The 14,408-nt window shown below is 61.7% G+C and carries 15 protein-coding genes; 4 read left to right on the top strand and 11 right to left on the bottom strand.

Annotated elements, in window-relative coordinates:
* Positions 1 to 81 precede the first annotated feature (81 nt).
* The gene (gluQRS, locus tag NKJ46_RS29890; RefSeq protein WP_352670139.1) at positions 82 to 957 is read right to left on the bottom strand and encodes a tRNA glutamyl-Q(34) synthetase GluQRS; all 876 of its coding nucleotides are present in this window, start codon (positions 955 to 957) and stop codon (positions 82 to 84) included.
* A gap of 122 nt (positions 958 to 1,079) precedes the next feature.
* On the opposite strand from gluQRS, the gene NKJ46_RS29885 reads away from it, so the two are divergent.
* Positions 1,080 to 1,721, top strand: a complete 642-nt coding sequence (locus NKJ46_RS29885) for a DNA-3-methyladenine glycosylase family protein (protein WP_352670137.1) — start codon at positions 1,080 to 1,082, stop codon at positions 1,719 to 1,721.
* 128 nt (positions 1,722 to 1,849) lie between these two features.
* On the top strand, positions 1,850 to 2,407 hold the full coding sequence (locus tag NKJ46_RS29880; protein ID WP_352670135.1) for an HNH endonuclease: 558 nt from the start codon (positions 1,850 to 1,852) through the stop codon (positions 2,405 to 2,407).
* A gap of 151 nt (positions 2,408 to 2,558) precedes the next feature.
* On the opposite strand, the gene NKJ46_RS29875 is transcribed toward NKJ46_RS29880, so the two are convergent.
* Entirely contained in the window at positions 2,559 to 3,077 is a 519-nt protein-coding gene (locus tag NKJ46_RS29875) for a disulfide bond formation protein B (RefSeq protein WP_352670133.1), read from the bottom strand.
* A 29-nt stretch (positions 3,078 to 3,106) separates the two neighbouring features.
* Positions 3,107 to 3,694, bottom strand: a complete 588-nt coding sequence (locus NKJ46_RS29870) for a YqaA family protein (protein ID WP_023677958.1) — start codon at positions 3,692 to 3,694, stop codon at positions 3,107 to 3,109.
* A gap of 372 nt (positions 3,695 to 4,066) precedes the next feature.
* Between NKJ46_RS29870 and NKJ46_RS29865 the strand changes: the two genes are divergently transcribed.
* Entirely contained in the window at positions 4,067 to 5,926 is a 1,860-nt protein-coding gene (locus tag NKJ46_RS29865) for an ABC transporter ATP-binding protein (RefSeq protein WP_352670131.1), read from the top strand.
* 851 nt (positions 5,927 to 6,777) lie between these two features.
* Here the strand turns inward: NKJ46_RS29865 and NKJ46_RS29860 are convergent.
* The 5 genes from NKJ46_RS29860 to blh are packed head-to-tail and all read right to left on the bottom strand — an operon-like array spanning position 6,778 to position 10,013.
* The gene (locus NKJ46_RS29860; protein ID WP_473600042.1) at positions 6,778 to 7,536 is read right to left on the bottom strand and encodes a sulfite exporter TauE/SafE family protein; all 759 of its coding nucleotides are present in this window, start codon (positions 7,534 to 7,536) and stop codon (positions 6,778 to 6,780) included.
* An 8-nt stretch (positions 7,537 to 7,544) separates the two neighbouring features.
* Positions 7,545 to 7,979: a DUF6691 family protein gene (locus tag NKJ46_RS29855; protein WP_352670125.1), complete on the bottom strand. Its 435-nt coding sequence runs from the start codon at positions 7,977 to 7,979 to the stop codon at positions 7,545 to 7,547.
* Positions 7,976 to 8,386: a YeeE/YedE family protein gene (locus NKJ46_RS29850; RefSeq protein WP_352670122.1), complete on the bottom strand. Its 411-nt coding sequence runs from the start codon at positions 8,384 to 8,386 to the stop codon at positions 7,976 to 7,978. Before NKJ46_RS29850 ends, NKJ46_RS29855 begins: the two co-directional genes overlap by 4 nt.
* The gene (gene bigR, locus NKJ46_RS29845) at positions 8,383 to 8,715 is read right to left on the bottom strand and encodes a sulfite-sensing transcriptional repressor BigR (protein WP_352670148.1); all 333 of its coding nucleotides are present in this window, start codon (positions 8,713 to 8,715) and stop codon (positions 8,383 to 8,385) included. The genes NKJ46_RS29850 and bigR overlap by 4 nt, the downstream gene beginning before the upstream one ends.
* Before the next feature lie 5 nt (positions 8,716 to 8,720).
* Positions 8,721 to 10,013: a bifunctional sulfur transferase/dioxygenase Blh gene (gene blh, locus NKJ46_RS29840; RefSeq protein WP_352670119.1), complete on the bottom strand. Its 1,293-nt coding sequence runs from the start codon at positions 10,011 to 10,013 to the stop codon at positions 8,721 to 8,723.
* A gap of 173 nt (positions 10,014 to 10,186) precedes the next feature.
* On the opposite strand from blh, the gene NKJ46_RS29835 reads away from it, so the two are divergent.
* The gene (locus tag NKJ46_RS29835) at positions 10,187 to 10,543 is read left to right on the top strand and encodes a DUF1963 domain-containing protein (RefSeq protein ID WP_352670145.1); all 357 of its coding nucleotides are present in this window, start codon (positions 10,187 to 10,189) and stop codon (positions 10,541 to 10,543) included.
* Here NKJ46_RS29835 and NKJ46_RS29830 read toward each other — a convergent pair.
* The 3 genes from NKJ46_RS29830 to NKJ46_RS29820 form a co-directional block, all read right to left on the bottom strand.
* Complete coding sequence (locus tag NKJ46_RS29830; protein WP_352670117.1) at positions 10,537 to 10,689, bottom strand: hypothetical protein; 153 nt, start codon at positions 10,687 to 10,689, stop codon at positions 10,537 to 10,539. The two genes, NKJ46_RS29835 and NKJ46_RS29830, sit on opposite strands and share 7 nt — an antisense overlap.
* Before the next feature lie 53 nt (positions 10,690 to 10,742).
* Positions 10,743 to 12,980: an adenylate/guanylate cyclase domain-containing protein gene (locus tag NKJ46_RS29825; protein WP_352670115.1), complete on the bottom strand. Its 2,238-nt coding sequence runs from the start codon at positions 12,978 to 12,980 to the stop codon at positions 10,743 to 10,745.
* Between the two features lie 324 nt (positions 12,981 to 13,304).
* Complete coding sequence (locus NKJ46_RS29820) at positions 13,305 to 14,252, bottom strand: DUF5996 family protein (protein WP_352670112.1); 948 nt, start codon at positions 14,250 to 14,252, stop codon at positions 13,305 to 13,307.
* Between the last annotated feature and the right edge of the window lie 156 nt (positions 14,253 to 14,408).

Genomic DNA, 14,408 nt, shown 5'->3' with positions numbered 1-14,408 from the left:
CGGTACCGCAAACGACGTTTCTTCCTGCGGCAAACCTCTGTAAACGCTCACCAAAATGGGCGTTTGTGGACGGAAACTAGTCTAGAGACCGACCAGCCGCTTGACGTCGGCGGGCGATGCGCCCGCCTTACGCTGGGCGGCAAGGCCGGTATCGCCAAGACTCTTCGACAGTTTTCGTCCGTCAGGGCCGAGGATCAGGCGATGGTGAAAATAGGCCGGCTGCGGCAGGCCAAGAAGTTGCTGAAGCAGCCGCTGCACGCTGGTCGCGGAATAAAGGTCCTGGCCGCGCACGACATGGCTGACGCCCTGCAGCGCGTCGTCCATGGTGACGGCGAGATGATAGCTGGTCGGGATTTCGCGGCGCGCCACGACCACGTCGCCCCAATCCTGCGGACGGGCTTCGATACGACGCGTCGCGGAGAGCGTCTCGTCCGTGTATTCGGCCCATAACAGGTCCTTGCCGGCGCGCGCCATTGCCGCATCGACGTCCAGCCGCCAGGCAAATGGCACATTTTCGGCGATGCGCCGCTTACGCTCGCTCGCCGGCAACGCCTTGTCGGCGGCGGGATAGAGCGGCACGCCGTCCGGGTCGCGCGGCCAGTCGCGGCCGCGCTTTTCACTGTCGGCGATGAAGGCGCGGATCTCACTTCTGCTCATGAAGGCCGGATAGACAAGCTCCGCTTCGATCAGCCGCTCGAGCATCGCCTGATATTCGGCAAAATGCTCGGACTGGCGGCGCACCGGTTCCTCCCAGCCAAGCCCCAGCCATTTCAAGTCGCGAAAAGTGCCTGTCTCGAATTCCGGCGTGCAGCGCGTCGTATCGATATCCTCGATGCGCAGCAGCAGGCGTCCACCCGCCGCCTTTGCCAATTTCTGATTGAGCAGCGCCGAATAGGCATGGCCGAGATGCAGTTCGCCGTTCGGGCTCGGCGCGAAGCGGAATGTCAGCAGTGTCATTGTCCGGCGGCAATCGGGTTGTGCGGCGCTTTCGCCAATTGCTACTTTGCGCCGGCGGCGTCGTGCGTCCAGAGGGACGCGTGACGAAGCGTGCGGCACTTTTGATTTTGGAACAAGCAGACATGCAACGCATCGCCAGTCTCGACGACATTGCGCAAGGGCTGGATAGGCTATGCTTGCTCGACCCACGCCTGGAAAAAGTGCGCGGCATGGCCGGCGAGGTGCCGCTCAGGCTGTCGGAGCCGGGGTTCAGGAGCCTTGCTTCGATCGTCGTTTCACAACAAGTGTCCCGCGCGAGCGCCGATGCCATCTTCGGCCGGCTGACGAAACTGCTCGATCCGCTGACGCCGCAGGCGATCCTTGCCGCCGACGAGGCGATCTTTCGCGAGGCCGGGCTGTCGCGGCCCAAGCAGAGCGGTCTGATTGCCGTCGCCCAGGCGGTGGCCGGCGGGCTCGACCTCGATCACCTGTGCCGGCTCGATGCAAGCGAGGCTATCGCAGCCATGACCAAGGTCCCGGGCATCGGCCCGTGGACGGCTGAAGTCTACCTTTTGTTTGCCGCCGGACACCCGGATATCTTTCCGGCGCGCGACGTTGCTTTGCAGAGCGCGGTCGGCCATGCACTCGGCATCGACCCGCGTCCGCCGGAGAAAATGCTGATCCGGCTTGCCGAATCATGGAGCCCGTGGCGCGGTGTCGCATCGCGGCTTTTCTGGGCTTATTATCGCGAATTGAAGGGCAGGGATGCCGCGCCTCCGGCCTGAATCCGCAAAAAAGCATTGAAATCATGCGTTTTTGAGACCCGGCAAGATCGACAATCCGCTTCACATCCCTGTCATGTCGGGCTTACAGTATCCGCGTCGACCGGTTCTAGGTGAAGGAGGTCAACGACGTGACGGTTGCCGTATCTCCGGATGGGCTTCCAGCGCTGGTGCTGAATGCGGATTACCGTCCGCTCAGCTATTACTCCCTGTCGCTCTGGTCCTGGCAGGATGCCATCAAGGCGGTGTTCCTCGAGAGGGTGAACATCGTCGCCGAATACGAACACGCCGTCTCTTCACCGACCTTTTCGATGAAGCTGCCGAGCGTCGTCAGCCTGAAGGCTTACGTGAAGCCGTCGAGGCATCCGGCGTTTACCCGTTTCAACGTCTTCCTGCGTGACCGTTTCCAGTGCCAATATTGCGGTACGCCGGACGATCTGACGTTCGACCATGTCATTCCTCGCCATCGCGGCGGCGCCACGACCTGGGAGAATGTCGTCGCTGCCTGCTCGCCCTGCAATCTGAGGAAGGGCGGCATGATGCCGGCCCACGCCAAGATGTGGCCGCTGCAGAAGCCCTATCAGCCGACGGTACATGATTTGCATAATAACGGCCGGCTGTTCCCGCCCAACCATCTGCACGAAAGCTGGATGGATTATCTCTACTGGGATGTCGAACTCGAACCTTGAGATCATCCGACAATTCGGGAGGCTGGCCGTCTGAAGCGATTTTTTGCGCTTCCGATGCTCACCGACCAATGTCCGCTCCGCTTCGGTTCTCGACAATCACTCCACACGACTCAGCCTGCCGAATTCTTGGATGATCTCGTGTCGCGCTAAATCAATCGCGGGCGAAGGCGCTGCGGAAGGCTACGACTGCCAGGACGAAGCTGGCGATGGCGTTCCAGCCGGCCAAGGACAGGCCGAGGATGCGGAGCGCCGCCTTGTCGCAGGAGGGCGGGACGAATTTGTCGAGAGCGTCGAGCACGCCCTTGCCGCCGGTGTCCACCGGTCCGGCGGCTGCGGTGCAGTCGGTCGGGCCCGGCCACCACGCCCATTCGACCCCGGAGTGATAAACGCCGAGATAGACACCGTAGAGCATCAGCAGGCCGCCAATGGCCAGCAGGCCACGGCTTATCCAGGCTGGCGCGTGAAGAGCCGACGCAAGCACCGCCAGCAGCATCAAGGGCACGCCGACGTAGTAAGGGGTGCGCTGCTCGAGGCAGAGCTTGCAGGGGATGTAGCCGCCGAGATACTGGAAGGCCAGCGCCGAGCCGACCGTGGCAGCCATGGCGACAGCGAGAAACAGGGCGGTGCGCAGCCGCTGGCGTCCGGTATCGGCATTCACGGTCGCTGTCATCGGACTCAGTCCATTCGGTTCGATGCCGTTCAGACGGCGTATTTGACGACGATATAGAGCAAAATCAGGGCAGCGGCGGCGGCGCCCGCAATCTGGCCAAGGCGCTTTTCGATGAAGTGGCGGATTGGCTCGCCATAGCGGCGCAACAGCCAGGCGAGAAACAGGAAGCGGGCGCCGCGCGCAACGATTGCCAGCACGATGAACAGCAGCAAAGGAACACCGATGACGCCGGACAGGATTGTCACCACCTTGATCGGCGGCAGATGGGCGAGGCCGGAGGTGACCAGCATCAGGATGATGAAGCCGACACCCGACGAGACGCGCATCGCCTCGAACTCGTCGTATTTGCCATAAAATTCGAGGATCGGCCGCGCCACCGCGTCATAGGCGTAGTGGCCGATGAACCAGCCGGCGATGCCGCCCAGCACCGAGGCGACGGTGGCAACCAGCGCATAACGGTAAGCGCGATCCGGCCGCGACAGCGCCATCGGCAGATAGAGCACATCGGCCGGCACCAGGAACACAGAGCTCTCGACGAAGGCGATGAAGGCCAGCCACCATTCGGCGGATTTGCTCGCCGCCAGCGACAAGGTCCAGTCGTAAAGTCCGCGAAGCATCGGCACTCCTAATGCACGCCCAAACCAGTAGCGGTCTTGGGGTCACGACATGGCACAAACAAGACTTGGAAGCGCCCCCGTATCAACCTCGTCGGACAGGGTGCGCTTCAATGACATGCGCCGCCTGTCTAGAAAGATTTTCCGCGCTGCACAATGGCAGCTGCTTCACGAAATCGAAAGGCCGGGCTTGGGCGAGACCGGATCTCGGGAATTGGCCGTTGACGAACAGGCAAGGGCATCGAACTTCTGCGCCTGAAATGCGTCAAGGCGAGTTCTAATACGTTGCCGCGTTTTCCGGTCGAACACGATCCGTGTTTAAATACCGGCGATTCCTGTCGCATCCTCTCTCCCTGCTTCGCCCTTTGCGCCGCCATGTCGTTGTCTGATTTCATTTATCGCCCCTTTGAGACGCTCATCCGTCCGCTGGATATTCCACCCGCGCCGCTGCCTGCGAGCGGGCCGTTTGCATTGCTCCTGCATTTTGCGCGGATGTTCCGCAGCACCCTTGCGGCCATTACCATCCTGATGATGGCGGTCGAGGGGATCAACCTTGCGACGATCTGGGGGGCCTCGTTCGTCGTCGACGGGGTGAGCGCGAAGGGCGCGGCGGTTTTCCTGCAGGAGGACTGGCCGACGCTGGTCGTGCTCGGCGTGCTGGTTTTCCCCGTGCTGCCGTTGCTCATCTTCGTGGGCAATGCGCTGAACTCGCAGACGGTGCCCGTATGCATGCCGGCGGCGATGCAGTGGCAGGGCCACAAGGCAGTGGAACGCCAGGACCTTGCCTTCTTCCACGATCTCTTCGCCGGTCAGGTGGCGTCGCGCATTTCGCAAGTCGCATCCGCCGTGCAGCAGCAGATCGTCGTGGCCTTCTACAGAATACCGCTGTTCCTGGTGCAACTCGTCGGTTCGCTCGTTCTGCTTGGCGCGTTGTCGTGGCCGCTGGCGCTGCCGGTTTTCGTCTGGATCTCCGCCAACATCGCCATTGCGGTGGTGGCGGTACCCCAATATTCCGAGCGGTCGCGCCGCTCGGCGCGCGGGCGAAGCCTCGTGGTCGGCGCCATGACCGACCTCTACAGCAACATCCAGATGGTCAAGCTGTTTGCGGCGGAAGACAGCGAGGCGGGCGCGATACGGACCGTCATGGAAAACGCCATCGAGACCCAGCAGCGCGAAAGGCGCATCTATCTGACGACCGATATGGGCGTCGTCCTGCTCAACGTTGCCCTCTTTCTCACCAATGTTGCCATAGGGCTCTGGGGATTTGTCGCCGGCTTCGTCACGGTTGGCCAGTTCGCCGCTTCGATCGCCATCGTGCAGCGGCTCAACGCCAACTCCCGTGCCTTCCTGCAGATGGGCCAGCAGATTTTCCAGGCGGTGGGCACGATCCGCGACGCAATGCCGGTCGTGACGACGCCGCCGACCATAAAAGACGCGCCGAACGCCAAGCCGCTCGACGTCTCGGCCGGGGAAGTCGAGTTCAAGAACATCCAGTTCGAATACCGCGAGGGCCAACGGGTGATCGAAGACCTGTCGCTCACCGTGCGCGCAGGCGAGAAGGTCGGGCTCGTTGGCCTCTCCGGCGCCGGCAAGTCGACCCTTGTCAGCCTGCTCCTAAGGTTCTTCGAGCTGAAGGGCGGCGCGATCCTGATCGATCGGCAGGATCTCCGCAGCGTGACCCAGGCCAGCCTTCGGGAGAGCATCGGCGTCGTCAACCAGGACGTCTCGCTTCTGCATCGCTCCGTCGGCGACAACATCCGTTATGGCCGGCCCGATGCCCCGCCGGAGGAGGTGGAGCACGCCGCGATGCTGGCCGAGGCCGACGACTTCATCGCCGATCTCAGAGATAGCGAAGGCCGAACCGGCTACGACGCTTTCGTTGGCGACCGCGGGGTGAAACTTTCCGGCGGCCAGCGCCAGCGCGTCGCGATCGCCCGGGTGTTGCTCAAGGACGCGCCAATCCTGGTTCTCGATGAGGCGACGTCCGCATTGGACAGCGAAGCCGAGGCGGCGGTCCAGGACAAGCTCGCTCTTCTGATGGAAGGCAAAACCGTGATCGCCATCGCCCATCGCCTGTCGACGATTGCCAGGATGGACCGGATCGTCGTCCTCGACAAAGGCCGCATCGTCGAGGAGGGAAAACCATCGGCGCTGCTGGAGCGCGACGGGCTCTATGCCCGACTGTGGAAGCTTCAGACCGGCGGCTATATTGCCGACGCCCTCGAGGAGATGTGAGCCGCCCTCGGTGATGTTTTGCTCATGGCCGGGTCGATACATTCTGCTTTCACTCCGGAAACCGGACTTGGCTGAACTCGTTTCCACCGTAGCGTTCAGAACCCGATCCTAACTCAATCTGATCATGTGCACCGCGTGCTGCCGCTGGCGACGGCGCATTGGCTCATGGATGGGGCGTCAGTATTCATCGGCATTCTGTGGCCGCTGTTGCGGTAGAAGGGTTCAACGGGCTGAGATGCCCACTATGGACCGAAGCCTCCGACGACGAAATCGAAGCTTAGGCTTGGGCTAGATAGGCTCCAGGGAATTGGCCAGTTGACGAACAGGCCTCCAACCGTATAGTCCGCGCCCATCCAGGCCGCCCGGCCTGAGCCCCTATGGCGGAATTGGTAGACGCGCTCGACTCAAAAAGTGGTTTGTCTACCATGCGACGGAGTGTCGCAAAACCAAAAACGAATAAGAAAATCAAAGCGTTAATGAATCGGACCTTTATTCCTCAAAGCCTCACAAAGCCGTCCAGGTGCAGAATAGGAGCCGCGTCCGCAACTGCCCGCGGCGCCAATGGCGTATAAATGGCATTCATCACAAAGCTGAGGCACGACGCGATATTGACCCCCGCCGGTTTGCGGCGCTTCTACGCCATGATTTGAGGGACGTCTGCCACGCGCCGAAGTCGGCCGTTCAGGGCGACTTGATCACCGTCTGGAAGCCGACCTTCCCGAGAGCCTCGGATCGACGCGCTTGCGCCAACAGCCGACATGGAACCGCACCACAAAGCAAGTCGATCCAGCCTGGAACCTTGAAACCGGCTGCACACGGCGCGGGGTGATTTCTCGTTATGGAGGCAGCGTCTAGCGGCCTTCGCTCCGCCACAGCACGTAGCCTGCGACAATGAAAATAACGATGGCGAAGATGCGGTTGAGCGTGTCCCTGCCGGCGGAAAGCCGAGTGGCGACAGTCATGCCGATCATCCCCCCAAGGATACCGCCGCCAATGAACTCGGCCGCGAGCAGCCAGTCGATCAGCCCGGAGGCGGCGTAGTTGATGGCAGTTGCGAGGCCGAAGGCGGAGACCGCGAGCAGAGAGGAGCCGACCGCGTTGATCATCGGCATCCCCGTGGCGGCCAATAGGGCGGGCACGATCAGGAACCCGCCGCCAATGCCGAAAAATCCGGACGCACCACCCGCGAGGATCGCAGCGAACGCCGTCAGCAGACACATACGTCGATCCACGGGCCGAGCCGTTGCGGCTACGGTCTTGCGTGATTTGAGCATCAGGACGCCGATCACGATCATCAGCAGGGCGAACAGGACGAGCAGGTGCTGACCGTCCATAGCCTTCCCGAAGCTGGAGCCGGCGAGTGCGCCCACCGCACCGACAGCGGCAAAGACGATCGCGCAGCGCCACCAGATGTGCCCTTTCAGCGCATGCCCGGCGAAGTTGGCAATCGCGTTGGCCGAAACGGCAAGTGCGCTGGTGCCGATGGCGATGTGAGGGCTGGAAACGCCAACGACATAGAGCAGGAGCGGTGCGGCAAGAATCGAGCCGCCACCACCCAGCAGGCCGAGCATCAAGCCGACGATACCGCCCGAGCCGACGGCGCTCACCATGGCGCCGGTCAAGGCCGCATCCGCTTGAAGAACCGGTCGTGAAATATCATGCCGGCGAGCATTGCCAGCGCGAAGAGCCAGGTTTGCCAGAGGCCAAGCGACAGCGAGGCGACAGCGGGGCCGGGGCACAATCCCCCGAGCCCCCAGCCGAGGCCGAATAGCGCGGAGCCCGCGATCAGCCGCGCATCGATGCTTGTCGACACCGGGAAATGGAACGTCGTGTCGAGTATCGGCCGCGGCATGCGCCGCCCCACGCGGAGTCCGACGAAGGCCACCGCGACGGCGCCGCCAAGCACGAAGGCCAGGCTCGAGTCCCACGCGCCAAAGACGTCGAGAAAGCCTTGCACGCGTATCGGGTCGAGCATGCCCGACAGCGACAGGCCGAAGCCAAAGACCAGACCGGCGCCGACGGAAACGATGATTTGCGACTTGCGAACGGTCATGGTGCGGCGCACTTCAGTAGAGCGACGGCGAGCACGCCGGCCGCGAGGAACGTGACGACGGCGGCGAAAGAGCGCCGCGACAACCGGGCAAGACCGAGGACGCCGTGGCCCGAGGTGCAGCCCGAACCCATGCGCGTGCCGAAACCCACGAGCAAGCCCGCGACGACGATCAGTGGCCACGACCCGGTGACGGTGACCGCCGGCATATGCCCGAATAGTGCGAGGAACAACACCGGTCCGAGGGCGAGGCCTACGACGAAGGCGCCGTTCGTCAGGATGTTAGCTCCCTGCGCCAGACGTCCGACAATGCCACTTATGCCGGCGACGCGCCCATTCAGGACAAGCAGCAAGACCGCAGAGAGGCCGATGATCATGCCACCGATCAGCGACACCCAGTAACCGCTCATGACGTGCTCCCAGGCTCGCAGAAGATACCATAGAGAGCCCCGATGAGCTGCGCCGCCTTGTCCGCCGTAAGGCGGTAGAAAATCTGCTTGCCTTCGCGTCGCGTCTCGACAATCCCAGCCTCGCGCAAAACGGTGAGTTGCTGAGAGAGCGTCGGCTGGTGGATATCGAGCTTTTCCTCGAGCGCGCCGACCGAGTATTCGCCCTCGGCAAGCGTGCAGGCGAGCAGCAGCCGGACCGGATGGGCGAGCGTCTTTAACAATCCCGCGACTTCGCCGGCGCGGACCTCCATGGCGGCAAGGCTCATGCCTTTCGTTTTCAAATCGTCCATCGCAGTCACGATGCCGCTCCCTGGAGCGCGTCGAGCGGAAATTTGAGATAGCGCCGGCCGTTGTCTTCCGGTTCTGGAAGGCGGCCGCCGCGCAGATTTACCTGCAGTGCGTGGAGGATCAGCTTGGGCATGGGCAGCAAGCGATCGCGCGCCTCGCGCAGTTTGACGAAGGCAGCCTCGTCCATCCCGGCGACATGCGGGTTGGCGCGCTTCTGTTCACCGACCGTGCTCTCCCAGCGTGGCGTCCGGCCTTCCGGCTGGTAGTCGTGGCCCGTGAAAAGGCGCGTCTCGTCCGGCAGCGCGAGGATATTCTGAATGGATCGCCACAGAATCTGGGCATCGCCGCCAGGGAAGTCGGCCCGCGCTGTGCCGCTGTCTGGCATGAAGAGGGTGTCGTGAACGAAGGCGGCGTCGCCGATAACGTAAGTCACAGAGGCAAGGGTGTGTCCTGCCGACAACATCACATGGGCGTCGATGGAACCGACCTTGAACCGATCGCCATCCGCGAACAGCCGATCCCACTGCGAACCGTCCTGTGCGGAAGGCCGGTTGTAGATGCCGTGCCAAAGCTTTTGGATATCGGCGACACGCGCACCAATGGCGGTTGGCGCGCCGGTCTTCTCCTTGAGGTAGTGCGCCGCGGAGAAGTGGTCGGCGTGCGGATGGGTGTCGAGGATCCATTCGACCGACAGTCCCTCGTCGTCGACATAGGCGAGGATGGCGTCGGCGCTCCTGGTTCCAGTCGCGCCGGACTTCCCATCGAAGTCGAGCACCGGATCGATGATGGCGCATCTCTTCGTCGCCGGATCTGCAACCACATACTGGATTGAATAGGTGCGCGGGTCGAAGAAGCCTTTTACGCGCGGACGCTCGCGGGCAGTTTTTTCCAGCCATTTGACCGCGCCGAAAAGGTCGAAGCCGTGGCTCTTTCCGAAGGATACGACATCGTCGACCTCCATCCGCCCATCGAGCACTTCCCCCAGCACGTAGAGCGTCAGTGCCCGTGCGCCGCTTTTGCAATGCGCAATGACTGGCCCTGCCGAAGCAGCCAGAGCGGATCGGAACGCGTCAATATCGGCCCGCGTGATCGTCGCGCCGGTGACCGGAACGAAGCTATAGCGAAGGCCGGCATAGTGCGCTGCTCGCTGCTCGGCAACGTTTCCAGGCTGGCCAGCCTCCTCCCCGTCGGGTCGTGCATTGATGAGCGCATGAAAGCCTTTGCCGGCCAAATGCTTGAAATCGGCAACGTTCGGCTGACTTGCAACCGAGAACGTGTCAGTGATGGCAATGGAGCGCATGCGGGCATCCTTCCTCATATCAATATACATTTACACATAATGTATATTGATGGCTCTGGCAAGGACTTCCGTACGGCCTGCGTCGAGGGTCGTATCATTGAACCCAATAGCCGCGGTCACACGTTTCGAATGTCTGGGAGAGTCAACAGCTCCAATTTCGCCGAAGGCCCGCTATCGGCCGAAAAACAAATGGCTGCAGAGAGTCCGCTTGGGTTTCGATCGCGGCGATCCAAGGCGCCGAGGGCGGTCTGACAGCCCCGGACGGTGCAGCGCTCATCGGCCCTGACATCGTAGCCGCCCTGTCTCACCGCCACGTATCCCGTAACCATCAGATGCTTGGCAAGGGTGAAGTCGTCCAGGCAGCAGCCGACGAGATGAAGGACCGCTACCTGCTATTGCTCCAACTTGGGCCGGATATGGCGCTCAACTGGACCGTCGGAGAGATGGGGCCGCTTCAATATTGGATTACGCCTGAGGATCTTGCGGCCAAGCGATTCCAGAACGCAATTCTGACAATCGAAGCCTACTGACTGATGTTCGGCCCAAGACCGTCGGCAATGCGCCCAATGTCGGCCGGCGAAGTCGCCTTTGCCAGCGCCTGAAAGCCGACATCGCCAGCGGCCACGGTGGAGGTCGTGGTTGCGCCAATTCCGGTCGTTTCGGTTATGGCGAACAAGGTCGCATGTATATCCCGCAAGCAGACTTTCGGCCTTTGCGGCATTTGGGAGTTCACTTGACGACCGAAAATTCGAACTGGTCCCAGCGGTAAACGGCCTTGTATTCGTCGTCGCGCCCCGGCGTCCTGAACACATTGCGATAAATTGCTCCACAGCTTGTCAGCTCTACCGGAAAGGCATTGCACAAGAAATTGCCTTGCACCCACGAGGTTCCTGAGTGGGTCCTTTGGCCAATGGTCTCGCTGACGGCGCCGTCGACGGAGGTCGTGCGCTGCATAGGCAGGAACTTGTCAAACGCCAATTTTCCGCGCGTTTCGTGGCCGAACATGAGAGACCTTATTTCCGCGCCTGTGAGCCGGTCCTTCGGATTCATGCCTGCCCTTGCCAATGCCGGCAGATCGGGCACACCTGCCTTGGTCAGGCCGGCCAAAAGGCGTTCGATATCGGCCACATTCTTGAACACCATGTAGTCCTGGGTGATCAACTGGCTCTCCCCGTATTCCATTCTGTGCGCAACAGCCTTCCTAAACATTTCCAAGGCGGCCGCGGCCTGGTCGGTGCGCCCAAGATGCCCATAGGCCGAAACAAGGACTTGCAGGGCATAGAAGTTGGCCGGTGAATCGGGCGAAGCAAGGTCCATCTTCTCGATGGAGCGAACCGCGCCCTCGAATTTCCCTTGACCGAACTCGGCCAGTCCGGCCTGGTAGCGCCTGTAGTCCATCCACGAGATCGGGTCGACGCGCGCAGCCGCATCGAGATAGCTCAGCGCTTCCTTCGGCCGGCCGTTGAAATTCAGGGCATTGGCCAGCGAGAGATAATTCCAGGTATCGCTAGGATCGAGCGCCACCGATTTCAGAAGAACGGTGACTGCTTCGTCCGAGTTGTGCTCCCTGATCATCAACTCGGCGACCAGTTGATAATAACCCGGCGAAGGATGTCGGGCGGCGAGCTTCAGGGTTTCGTGGACTTTGTCATAGGCCTCGGCTCGCGTGAGCCCCATCACCACGGCCCGGTCGATGTCCGCGTCCCAATAGGCCCAGGCGAGTTGGGCATGAGCCGCGCCGAAATCGGGGTCGAGTTGCACCGCGTGCTGGAAATGCTTCACAGCCTGCGCAAACTCCTCGGGGGTGTTGATGCGGTTATAGATGTCCATCCCTTTGAGATAGACATCATAGGCCTCGGGATTGTTTGTGCCTCCCACGCGGGCGGCCGGCGCGACGCTCACCAGGCGGAGCTGGAGCGCGCCGGCAATGCTGCCGACGACCTTGTCCTGCAGCGCGAACACGTCCGCCCACCGGCCGTCGAAGCGCTCCGCCCAGAGATGTCCGGATGTCGAGCTGTCGATCAGTTGCGCATTGATGCGCATGTTGTCGCCGACGCGGCGAATCGAGCCTTCCAGCAGATAGCGGACGCCCAATGCCGCAGCAATCTCCGCAGGCTTCGTGTCCTTGTCCTTGTAGGCAAAGGCCGCGTTGCGGGAGAGGACGAAAAGGCCGGGCACGCGCGCCAGTTCGGTCGTCAGGTCCTCGGTGAAGCCGTTGGCGAGATATTCCTGTTCCTTGTCGTCGCTGAGATTGTCGAAGGGCAGGACTACGAGCGACGGCCGGGCATCTACCGCCTCGCTGGCCGCGGGCGCAGCAGGTTGCGCAGGCCTCTCCCACGGCTGCCACCATGCCGCGGCAAGGCCGAGGGCCAGGATGAGAACAGCCGCCGCTACCGGAAGGCGCCAGGCGCGCGGCCGGCGGCGAGCTTTGAGGGTCGTGCCCGCTGCCGCTGGATCAAGCACCACGCGATAGGTCTGAACTGGTAGGGCAATGTTTTTGACCCTCTGCTCGCCCATCGGCTCGAAGGCGAAAGCCAGTTTCCTCTCCACCTCCTTGGCCACTTTTCCCGACAGGCAGATGCCGCCGGGCTCCGCCAGTTGCTGAAGCCTGGCTGCGATGTTGACCCCGTCACCATACCGGTCCTCGCCCTCGACGATCACCTCGCCGAGGTTGATGCCGATCCGCACGTGAATCTGCTCGGTTTCGGGAAGCGAAGCGTTGCGCTCGCCAAGCCCGCGCTGCAGCGACGCCGCACATTCGACGGCATCGATGACACTGCCGAATTCGGCCAACATCCCGTCGCCCATCAGCTTGAAGATACGGCCGTGGTGGCGTGCAATTTCGGGCTCAAACAGTTCCTTGCGTCCGGCGCGAAGGCGCTCGAACGTGCTGGCCTCATCGCGCTCCATCAGAGCCGAATAGCCCACGACATCGGCGGCGAGAATCGCGGCAAGCTTGCGGTCCATTGTTGGCCTGGCCCCGCAGGATCATAGTATCAGTTGTTCTGAAAGGAAACCGACCTCACCGGCGCTCAGCAAATCCCTTCTTCCCGCGCTTTCATCGACGGCTGAGGTTTTGTCAATGTCGTATTCACCACATTCGAGACATTCGAGCTTGCCTGCCGGAATGGCTCGTTTGGGTCAGGTCACGACGATGTCCGGGCCCAACCTAAATGTCCGCTCTGCACGATCCGCAGACCGAAGCTGGCGGTCTGTTCTCGGCCCCAGTTCGCCCGGAACGACGACAATCGTAGTCGGGAAAAGTCATCAGTTAAGTCGAACCTCTGTGTCTCACATGGGCCGAGGTTGTCGAGGTTTACCAACCTTGCACTCGAGCGCAGTCCTGTCCCAATCACCGAGTTCAGCAGCGGCGCCATACGTGCTTTCCAAAAAGGTCATGAGCGTGTGTTCTGGATTGTTGGCAAGCCGGACCGCATCATAGGGCAGCAGAAATTCTCCGAGGTTTTCATCGTAATATGCGGCTTCGGGAGAAATTCTTGCAGCTGAAAAACCGGTCGGCATTGGGTATGCATAGGAATAGAACGCGGGAAAATCGATTGCACCCCCACCTGGCCAGAAGCCAGCTGACGAGACTTCGTGGCTGTAGGCCTCGCGGGTGATTTCATCGGGCAGGGCCGGAATACCGCCTGGATGTGAGGGCGCCTGTCGACCGGAGAAACGTGTCACGGCAATGTCAAAACTTCCCCAGAAGAGATGCACCGGACTGACCTTGCCGAGATACGCCGTACGGAAGATCTGGAGCACGTTCGTCACTGCCACACATGCCCTGAAGAACCGTGTCACAGCATCGGCATCGTAGGGGCGTTCCATCCTGTCTTCGGCGAACGGAATAGCCTGCGGAATCTCATTCGGCCTGCCATGGAACTCCGGTGTCCCACCGAGAGTACGAATGAGATCCAACGCGCGCCGGTGAAAGAAGGCGACCGACATCGGCTCAAGCGGGAACCGGGCAATGCGCCCATCGGTTGCTCGTCCGACCACTTCATGGTTGATCAGATCGAGGCTCAATTCGATGCCGCCTGGTCCATCTGGCACTAGCCCGGTCGTGAAACCGCGAGCGTCAGTGTAGAGGGTTGCATGCCAGGAATGGTTCACCCACGCTGAGCGGGCGAGCCGATATTTCCCTATGATCTGACTATAAAGATGCAACGCGGAACACGTGCTGCGCCAAGGACCGTACGGTATATCCGGCCACCTTTCCTGGATGCGTTCATTCATTGGGCCAACCTCGCTTTATTGAGCTTGAATAGAGTCTCACTGATGCTGCTGCGGAAGGCCTCTCTTCAGGCGGAGCAAAGGTTACGCTGGCAGCGGTTGGTTTGCAGTCTCCGGTGACAATGCGACGAATGGGAGACCGGCAAGGTAGATCGCTGA

Origin of the sequence: Mesorhizobium sp. M0166 (genome assembly GCF_040322255.1) — a bacterium.
Taxonomy (GTDB): domain Bacteria; phylum Pseudomonadota; class Alphaproteobacteria; order Rhizobiales; family Rhizobiaceae; genus Mesorhizobium.
The sequence above is the reverse complement of the archived record's forward strand: the minus strand, read 5'-3'. Positions and strand labels throughout refer to the sequence as shown.